This window comes from Burkholderia sp. Tr-20355 (assembly GCF_017104685.1).
In the GTDB taxonomy this organism is placed as follows: Bacteria; Pseudomonadota; Gammaproteobacteria; order Burkholderiales; family Burkholderiaceae; genus Burkholderia; species Burkholderia seminalis.
Map to the genome: position 1 here is coordinate 1 of NZ_JAAGPK010000267.1, position 6204 is coordinate 6204.

At 68.0% G+C, this 6204-nt stretch carries 8 protein-coding genes and 1 pseudogene; 5 read left to right on the forward strand and 4 right to left on the reverse strand.

The annotated features are described in order from the left end of the window. On the forward strand, nucleotides 1–402 hold a 402-nt coding region (locus G3N62_RS33655; RefSeq protein ID WP_206141464.1), incomplete at its 5' end, for an LOG family protein. A gap of 97 nt (nucleotides 403–499) precedes the next feature. Next, nucleotides 500–694: a YqaE/Pmp3 family membrane protein gene (locus G3N62_RS33660; protein ID WP_034187689.1), complete on the forward strand. Its 195-nt coding sequence runs from the start codon at nucleotides 500–502 to the stop codon at nucleotides 692–694. A gap of 18 nt (nucleotides 695–712) precedes the next feature. On the opposite strand, the gene G3N62_RS33665 is transcribed toward G3N62_RS33660, so the two are convergent. After that, complete coding sequence (locus G3N62_RS33665) at nucleotides 713–1618, reverse strand: LysR substrate-binding domain-containing protein (protein WP_034187690.1); 906 nt, start codon at nucleotides 1616–1618, stop codon at nucleotides 713–715. A 179-nt stretch (nucleotides 1619–1797) separates the two neighbouring features. Between G3N62_RS33665 and G3N62_RS33670 the strand changes: the two genes are divergently transcribed. Then, nucleotides 1798–2433 carry a hypothetical protein gene (locus G3N62_RS33670; RefSeq protein WP_241013281.1) on the forward strand — a complete coding sequence of 212 codons (636 nt, stop codon included), beginning with the start codon at nucleotides 1798–1800 and terminating at the stop codon, nucleotides 2431–2433. Between the two features lie 79 nt (nucleotides 2434–2512). On the opposite strand, the gene G3N62_RS33675 is transcribed toward G3N62_RS33670, so the two are convergent. The 3 genes from G3N62_RS33675 to G3N62_RS33685 are packed head-to-tail and all read right to left on the reverse strand — an operon-like array spanning nucleotide 2513 to nucleotide 5113. Continuing rightward, complete coding sequence (locus tag G3N62_RS33675) at nucleotides 2513–2692, reverse strand: hypothetical protein (RefSeq protein ID WP_034187692.1); 180 nt, start codon at nucleotides 2690–2692, stop codon at nucleotides 2513–2515. After that, nucleotides 2664–3671, reverse strand: coding sequence for a cytochrome d ubiquinol oxidase subunit II (gene cydB, locus G3N62_RS33680; RefSeq protein ID WP_034187693.1), 1008 nt, complete (start codon nucleotides 3669–3671; stop codon nucleotides 2664–2666). The genes G3N62_RS33675 and cydB overlap by 29 nt, the downstream gene beginning before the upstream one ends. A 29-nt stretch (nucleotides 3672–3700) precedes the next feature. Further along, complete coding sequence (locus G3N62_RS33685) at nucleotides 3701–5113, reverse strand: cytochrome ubiquinol oxidase subunit I (RefSeq protein ID WP_124670390.1); 1413 nt, start codon at nucleotides 5111–5113, stop codon at nucleotides 3701–3703. A 503-nt stretch (nucleotides 5114–5616) separates the two neighbouring features. On the opposite strand from G3N62_RS33685, the gene G3N62_RS33690 reads away from it, so the two are divergent. Together G3N62_RS33690 and G3N62_RS33695 are read left to right on the forward strand one after the other, a co-directional pair. Next, complete coding sequence (locus G3N62_RS33690) at nucleotides 5617–5949, forward strand: hypothetical protein (protein ID WP_034187696.1); 333 nt, start codon at nucleotides 5617–5619, stop codon at nucleotides 5947–5949. Nucleotides 5950–5962: 13 nt separating this feature from the next. Further along, nucleotides 5963–6204, forward strand: a pseudogene (locus tag G3N62_RS33695) (hypothetical protein); the annotation flags it as partial.

Consider the following 6204-nt stretch of genomic DNA (forward strand, 5'->3'; position numbering starts at 1 on the left):
CCGGAACGGATCGCGCACGCGGTGGCGTCGACGGGCGTGGCGCTCGTCGGCGGCGGCAAGCAGGGCGTGATGGAGGCCGCCGCGCGCGGCGCGCATGCGGCGGGCGGCTGCGCGATCGGGCTGTTGCCCGAGGACGATGCGACGCTGGCGAATCCCTACCTGAGCGTCGCGCTACCGACCGGGCTCGGCATCACGCGCAATGCGCTGGTCGCGCGTGCGTCGCTGTGCCTGATCGCAGTCGGCGGCGGGCTCGGCACGCTGTCCGAAATCGCGCTCGGGTTGCAGTGGGGCAAGCCGGTATTCACGATCTGCGGTGCGCCGCAGGTAGCGGGCGTCGAGTGCTTCGACGAAGCGGACGCGCTCGTCGCGCGCGTCGCGCAGTGGCTGGCGGATTCGGCGTAGCGCCGATGGGGCGCCGGGCACGGGCTTGAAATGACGGGCGCCGCCCGTCATATTGGCTGCGCATCACCCGTTCAACGACGCACCGAGAGGATCGTTCATGCGCCTTCTGCTTGCCCTGCTGCTGCCGTGGTTCCAGTTTTTCACGATCGGCCGCCCGATCGCCGGGATCATCTGCCTGGTCCTGCAAATCACGATCATCGGCTGGCTGCCGGCCGCGATCTGGTCGGTGTATGCGTTGAGCCAGTACAAGACCGACCGCAAGATCGACGCGGCGTTGCGCGAGCGGCGGTGACGCGGGCATCGCCGTCCGTTACCGCGGCGGCGGGCCGTCCAGTTCCTCGGCTCGCGCGAACAGCCAGTCGACGAACGTGCGCAGCGCCGGATCGCCGTCGTTGCGATACAGGCAATGAAACGGCGGCCCTTCCAGGTGCACTTCCGGAAACAGGGCAACCAGCCGGCCGCTCGCGAGCGCGTCGCGCACCACGGCGCGTGGCGCGAGGCACACGCCGAGCCCGCTCGCGGCCGCCTGGATCAACAGGAAGAACTCGCGATAGAACGGCCCGCGCAGCGTTTCGGTGACGTCCGTGCCGGCCTGGTGGAACCAGTATTGCCACGCTTGCGGCAGCCCGGCGTAGTGGAGCAGCGGCGCGTTGCGCAGGTCCGCCGGCACGCGCGCCCGTTCGAGCACCGGATGGCCGGGCGCACACACGGGGAGCGCGACGTTCGCGAGCAGCGGGCGCGACACGAAGCCCTTGCGGCGGAGCTCCGGCGTGTACCGGCGGATCACGATGTCGCACGTTTCGTCGATCTGGTCGCGCTCGGCATCGGCGTTCGTGACGAGTTGTACGTCGATATCGGGATGCGCGGCCTGGAACGCGGCCAGTTGCGTCAGCAACCATCCATGCGCGAACGACACCGAGGCATTGACCCGGATCGCATGGCCGCCGACGGGCTCGAACATCTGCCCGGTCGCCTGCGCGAGCCGGCCGAGGCAGCTCGCGACGTCGACGAGGTAATGCCGCGCGCGCGGCGTGAGCCGCAGCGAACGCCCGTCGCGTTCGAACAGCTTCTGTCCGAAGAACGATTCGAGCACGCGGATCTGCTGCGCGATCGCGCTCTGGGTCACGTTCAGTTCCTCGGCGGCGAGGGTGAGGCTCTGCAGGCGGCCGGCGGCTTCGAAGCTGCGCAGCGCGTTCAGGGGCGGCAATCGGCGCATCGTGAGATCGCGAAGAAAAGCTACACAGTGAGTCTGAAAATGTCGTTTGTCGCGGCTGTGGCGCGTCCCTAAGATGACGCCGACAGGAGAAAACCGCGATGACGATCATAGCGCCCCCCGATTGCCGATCAACAGGAATTCGCCGCGGCATTCTTGACCGCCGCACGGCGCGGTGCGCGATGCGCCGCGTGGCAGCGGTGCCGCCGGTGCGCGGTCGCGGTGTGCTGGCGCTTGCCTGCGCCGGGCTGCTGGCGCTTGCCTGCGCCGGGCTGCTGGCGATGCTGGCCGGGTGCGCGGCGAAGCCGCAAAACGAACGTCAGATCGGCAGCGGCGGATCGTTGGTGCGCTACAGCGCCAGCCAGACCGAAGTCGACCTGACGGACAGCGAACAGCAGACGCTGCGCATGATGAGCGATCGTCGTTATGCGGGGGCGACGCAGGCGCGCACGCTCGACGCGGCGGCGGCCGTGCTGCGCGCGCAGGGCTATGCGCCGGTGACGGTCGATCGCGATATGGGGCTGATCGAAGGCGGCCGCAGCGACACGCTGGTTCCGAAGTGGCGGCAACTGCTGCGCGGCGCGCTGAAGGCGAGGATCGGCGGCTTGCCGGCCAAACCGGATCACGAGCGCGTGGCCGCCGTCGTCGCGGTTCGCGTGACGCCGGCGCGCGACGCGATCGTGCGCGCGCGTTTCGACCGCACGGTATGGGACAGCAACGGCGATTCGCGGATGAAGACCGTCGTCGAGCCCGATTACTACCGGGCCTTCTTCAGCGCAATGGACAAGGCGATGTGCACGATGTCGTGCGAGCGGTGACCGGCTCGAAGCCGCGACCGCCAACGACAACGAAAAAACGGCCGCCCCGACCGTCGTTCGACCGGGGCGGCCGCCTGGCTTACTTCACGGCGAACAGCGTCAGGTTCATGAAGATCTTGAACGCATAACCGAGCGTGACGGCGCCGATCACGCCGCCCGCCCACAGCACGACGAACCACATCCAGCCGCGCATCCGCGGCCGTGGCGCCTCGGGCGGGCGATCGGCGGAGTCAGTGGTGGTAGTAATGCTGGTCTTCATGGCGCACCTTGCCTCGGAATACCCAGTAACCCATCGTTGTGTAGGCGATGATGATCGGGAGGATAACCGCTGCGCCGACCAGCGTGAAGGTCTGGCTCGAACGCGGCGCCGCCGCTTCCCAGATCGTCATCGTCTGAGGAATCGCATACGGGAACAGCGTGACGAGCAGGCCGACATAGCCGAGCAGCACCAGCGCCAGCGCGAGCACGAACGGCGTCATGTCGTGCCGGTCGCGTACCGCGCGGCGCATCCACACCGCGCACCCGGCGACCAGGAACGGCACCGGCAGCAGGCGCCAGAACAGCCCCGAGTCGAACCAGCGCTGCGCGATGGCCGGATCCTGCAGCGGCGTCCACAGGCTGACGACCGCGATGAAGCCGAGCAGCACGACGGTCAGCGGCCACACGACGCGATGCAGGCGGCGCTGCAGGTCGCCTTCGGTCTTCGCGACGAGCCAGCAGCAGCCGAGCAGCGCATAGGTGACGATCAGGCCGAGGCCCGTCAGCAGGCTGAACGGCGTGAGCCAGTCGAACGCGTCGCCGGCGAACACGCCGTCCTTCACGTTGATGCCCTGCAGGAACGCGCCGAGCGCGATGCCCTGGAACAGCGTCGCGCCGGCCGAGCCGCCGATGAACGCGAGATCCCACAGCTGCTTCGTGCGGCGCGCCTTCGCGCGGATCTCGAACGACACGCCGCGAAAGATCAGGCACACCAGCATGAAGATCAGCGGCAGGTACAGCGCGGACAACACGGTCGAATAGACGATCGGGAACACCGCGAACAGCCCCGCGCCGCCGAGCACGAGCCACGTCTCGTTGCCGTCCCATACGGGGGCGACCGTGTTCATCATCAGGTCGCGTTCCTTCTCGTCCGGGAAGAACGGGAAGACGATGCCGATGCCGAGGTCGAAGCCGTCGAGCACGACGTACATGAAGAGCCCCAATGCGATGATCGCGGCCCAGATTACGGTGACGTCCATTGATTTTCTCGTATGCGGATGGGGTGGGCTCAGACGGTCTCGATCAGCTCGTCGACGGCCGACATCGGGCGGCGCGCGGTGTGATCGGGGCGCGTGTCGGGCGTGTCGTCGTGCTTCGCGTCGGGCAGCGCGGGGCCGGCCTTCATCAGCTTGAGCATGTAGTACACGCCGGTGCCGAACACGAGGAAGTACACGATCACGAACGTCATCATCGACAGGCTGACCTGCTGCACCGACAGCGGCGACACGGCCTGCGCGGTACGCATCACGCCGTACACGACCCACGGCTGGCGGCCCGCTTCGGTCGTCACCCAGCCCGCGAGCAGCGACACGAAACCGGTCGGGCCCATCACGAGCGCGAAGCGCTGGAACCCCTTCGATTCATACAGGCGGCCGCGGCGGCGCAGGAGCCAAGCGAGCGCCGCGAGGCCGATCATCGCGAAGCCGAGGCCGACCATGATCCGGAAGCTCCAGAACACGACCGTCGAGTTCGGGCGGTCTTCCGGCGGGAACTCCTTCAGCCCGCGGATTTCGCCGTCCCAGCTGTGCGTGAGGATCAGGCTGCCGAGGTGCGGCACCTGCACCGCGTAGCGCGTCGTTTCCGCCTTCATGTCCGGGATGCCGAACAGGTTGAGCGCCGTGCCGCCCTTTTCGGTTTCCCACAGCCCTTCGATCGCGGCGATCTTCGCGGGCTGGTGCTTCAGCGTGTTGATGCCGTGCTGGTCGCCGATCACGGCCTGCAGCGGCGCGAGCACGAGCAGCAGCCACAGCGCCATCGAGAACATCTTCTTCACGCCCTTGTCGCGGCGCCCCTTCAGCAGGTGCCACGCGCCCGTCGCGGCCACCACCAGCGCCGCGACGATGAACGCGGCGATCGCCATGTGGAACAGGCGGTACGGGAACGACGGATTGAAGATGATCGCGAACCAGTCGGTCGGCACGACGCGGCCGTCGACGATCTCGAAGCCCTGCGGCGTCTGCATCCAGCTGTTCGACGCGAGGATCCAGAACGTCGAGATCAGCGTGCCGATCGCGACCATCAGCGTCGCGCCGAAGTGCGCGCGCGGGCTCACGCGGTTCCAGCCGAACAGCATGATGCCGAGGAAGCCGGCTTCCAGGAAGAACGCGGTCATGACCTCGTACATCAGCAGCGGCCCGGTGACGGCGCCGGCGAAGCTCGAGAAGCCCGACCAGTTCGTGCCGAACTGGTAGCTCATCACGACGCCGGAGACGACGCCCATCCCGAACGCGACCGCGAAGATCTTCGACCAGAACAGACAGAGGGTCTTGTAGTACTGCTTGCCGGTCTTGAGCCAGCGGTATTCGAGCACGGCGATGAAGCTGGCGAGGCCGATGCTCAGTGCCGGAAAGACGATGTGAAAGGAGACGGTGAACGCGAATTGCAGGCGGGCCAGATCGAGGGCCGAAAGTGCGGTGTCCATACCAGATGACCGAAGCTGACGATACCCGCCGGCGGGTGCCGGCGGACCCCGGCGGACAGGCGTCGGGGTTGGCTGGAGTATGCGTCGCGATGTTGCACCGCGAAATGCGCCAACTCGTCGCAGATGTCCAGCCCGCCGCGCGCGATGTCGGGATAAATCGTTGATTCGTATCAAGAAGCCTGTTCGCGGCGCGCACGACCATGGCGTGGCGGTCTGACGCACGTGCGTCAATATGGCGCGCCGCGTCATCGGAACGGTTTCGATCGTCCGGAAACGGCGCGACGGGCAGCCCGTGCGCGGCGCGCGAGGCAGCCGATCCGTTTCGGCGCGTTAGCGCGTAATGCACGCGGCCGTGGCGGCGGGCCGTCGCCGGGAGCGGCTGTCACACGGGTAACGCCGCGCAACATAGGCGCGACCGGCCGTAATGGATGCCGGATCGCGCGCGGCGTAGCGTTTCGGGTGTCGGGTTCGTATCGGCGAACCGGCCTGCTGGAGAACGTGACGTGAATGGATTGAAGCTCGCGCTGGGCGCGGCAGCCGCGGTGGCGTTCGCGACGGGCGGCGTGGCGCATGCCGCCCGGGTCGGGGTCTATGTCGGCCCCGGCTTCGGCTACCCGTATTACTACCCTGTCGTCCCCGCGCCTTACTACTACCCGCCGCCCGTCGTCGCGGTACCGGTCGATCCGCCGCCGCCGCCCGAATATGTCGAGAAGGGCCAGCCGCAGGACAACGGCGACGCGAACCTCTGGTATTACTGCGACGCGTCGAAGCACTACTACCCGTATGTGAAGACCTGCAAGTCGGGCTGGCGATCGGTGCCGGCGCGGCCGCAGTGACGGAGGCGCGACGATGACATCCGCATTTCGATTCTTGCGCGTGCCGGCCGCGCTGGCGCTGGCCGGCTGCCTCGGCGCCTGCGCGTACCTGCCGACCGGGCCGAGCGTGATGGCGCTGCCGGGCACCGGCAAGTCGTTCGACCAGTTCCGCGCCGATGACGGCAGTTGCCGCCAGTACGCGTTCGGGCAATCGGGCGGCGTGAGCGCCGGGCAGGCGTCGACCGCCAGCGCGGTCGGCAGCGCCGCCGTCGGCAC

What these genes read in the sequence shown, in the direction of transcription:
- G3N62_RS33660 (WP_034187689.1), top strand. Translation starts at nt 500, where the DNA reads ATGCGCCTTCTGCTTGCCCTGCTGCTGCCGTGGTTCCAGTTTTTCACG.
- G3N62_RS33665 (WP_034187690.1), bottom strand. Translation starts at nt 1,618, where the DNA reads ATGCGCCGATTGCCGCCCCTGAACGCGCTGCGCAGCTTCGAAGCCGCC.
- G3N62_RS33670 (WP_241013281.1), top strand. Translation starts at nt 1,798, where the DNA reads ATGCGCCGCGTGGCAGCGGTGCCGCCGGTGCGCGGTCGCGGTGTGCTG.
- G3N62_RS33675 (WP_034187692.1), bottom strand. Translation starts at nt 2,692, where the DNA reads ATGAAGACCAGCATTACTACCACCACTGACTCCGCCGATCGCCCGCCC.
- cydB (WP_034187693.1), bottom strand. Translation starts at nt 3,671, where the DNA reads ATGGACGTCACCGTAATCTGGGCCGCGATCATCGCATTGGGGCTCTTC.
- G3N62_RS33685 (WP_124670390.1), bottom strand. Translation starts at nt 5,113, where the DNA reads ATGGACACCGCACTTTCGGCCCTCGATCTGGCCCGCCTGCAATTCGCG.